Here is a 1,874-nt window from a genome sequence, read left to right on the forward strand (position 1 = left end):
CAACATCTTTAAAAAGGATTTTAGATGAATATTGCACCTTTAAAATATAACTTTATAAATTTAAAAGATTTAGAAAATCCTACAGATATGCTCCATGCCTTTAAGGATAAACAAGGTTTAGAGATAAACAACGAACAAATTTCAAGTCTAAAAGAAAGTATAAAAGCAAGCAAAGTTATAAATATAACCGATGCTGAGATAAAAGAGCAAAACAGACACAAAATCCTACAAAAAGTAGAAGAAATTTTAAATAACTACTCAAAAAATCTCATCTACAGCAACAATAAAATTCACTCCAATGAGCTTTCTAGAGGCTATCATTTTAGTGAAAATTCCTACTTTAAAAATATAAAAGCTTCAGATAGTAGCAGCATGTTATCTACACTAAAAAGTGGATACTTAGAAAATACAAAATTTAAAAATTTAAACGATTACGCCTATTCAAACACTCTAAAAACAAAATATGGAGAAGTAGAAGTATTTTTAGATATTTACGGCGATGACGATAAGCTTGGCACTACAAAATTAGAAAATAATAGCTATCTTTTTAGCTTTGATAGCAACAATGACGGCATGCTAGACCAAAAAGATATACTCTTTGATAAGCTAAAAGTAAGAGGTTATGACAAAGACGGAAATGAAAAAATAGCAAATTTAAGCGATGTAATGCCAAGGGTTGATCTTAGGCAGTTTATCAGCACAAATGTCATAAATCACAACCAAATAGAAAGAGAAGAGCTAAATCGTAAAGCAACGATCACAAATAATCCCGATCTTTATGTGGATACAAAAGATATTGATTATAGACACTCTTACTACGCCTCAGATCCAAATACTTTGTTCGCTGCAGAAAACAGATATGAAAAGATAGAGAAAAATGATATAAATAATTTCTTTAAAAAATATGCCCAAAATGACGGCTGGGTCGATCTAAGACACAATAATATCTTTGGCAAAGATAGCTCTTTTAAAAATTTTGCCTATCTTAAAGTGGGCTTTGATGATACTGCAAGATTAAGCGAGTTTAATCCGATCATTGAGCCGAGCAAAGACTACAAAAAAGATGAAAATTTCTCATATACAAAATTTCAAAAAGATAGTTTTATGAAATTTTACAAAGATTATAACGCTGAGTTTGACGCATATAACAAGATGATAGAAAATCTTGGCAATAATTTAAAGAAATTTGAAGAAAATGCGGACGCTTATATATCAAAGCTTGAGAAGACAAAATCAGCCAAAATGATCGCGATGGAAAATGAATTTAAACAAGCAACTGGACTTGAGTTTAGTATCTCGAATTTAAAAAAAGTAAAAAAGGCTTTTATAACAAATGAAGCCACAGCTGCCGCATCTTTGCAAGATAGCGATAGCGTCATAGCTATGAAGCTAAACAAAGATGGCACCATAAGGCTAAAATTTGATAGTGGTAGAGAGATAGACGTAAAAGAGCTTTATAACGATACTGGCAAGCTAAATACATCAAGTGAGCTAAAAACTAGCACAAATTTAGAGGCAAAAGAGATGAATAATGTGCAGCTAAATAGCTTGGATTTTAAAGATATTGGCTTCATGCAAGGTGATAAAATCGTAAGTCTAAAAGATGCCGGAGCGATCGCTATTGCCAATCTATCTAATAAATTTGAGAGTAAATTTTTAATCAGTCTAAATAATGGCAAAAGCATATCTACAAGAGAAATTTATAATATCAGCTATCTTGAGAATGATTTAAAGAGTAAAGAAAAGATAGATGAGAGAGATAAATTTTATAAAAAGGTTGACATCAAGGCATAAATTTTGAGAGCAAATTTTAAAAAATGTTTATTGTAATTTAATCTTATGGGTCCTATAATCAATTTTCCGTAAAAATTTAG

At 30.5% G+C, this 1,874-nt stretch carries 1 protein-coding gene; it reads left to right on the forward strand.

The features are described 5' to 3' along the window. Positions 1-24: 24 nt before the first annotated feature. Positions 25-1,794 carry a response regulator gene (locus FZ949_RS00860; RefSeq protein ID WP_148790006.1) on the forward strand — a complete coding sequence of 590 codons (1,770 nt, stop codon included), beginning with the start codon at positions 25-27 and terminating at the stop codon, positions 1,792-1,794. Positions 1,795-1,874 lie beyond the last annotated feature (80 nt).

This window comes from Campylobacter concisus (assembly GCF_902460545.1).
Taxonomy (GTDB): Bacteria; Campylobacterota; Campylobacteria; order Campylobacterales; family Campylobacteraceae; genus Campylobacter_A; species Campylobacter_A concisus_AE.

Excerpts from the sequence above, each read along its gene's own strand:
- FZ949_RS00860 (WP_148790006.1), top strand. The coding sequence starts at position 25 with ATGAATATTGCACCTTTAAAATATAACTTTATAAATTTAAAAGATTTA.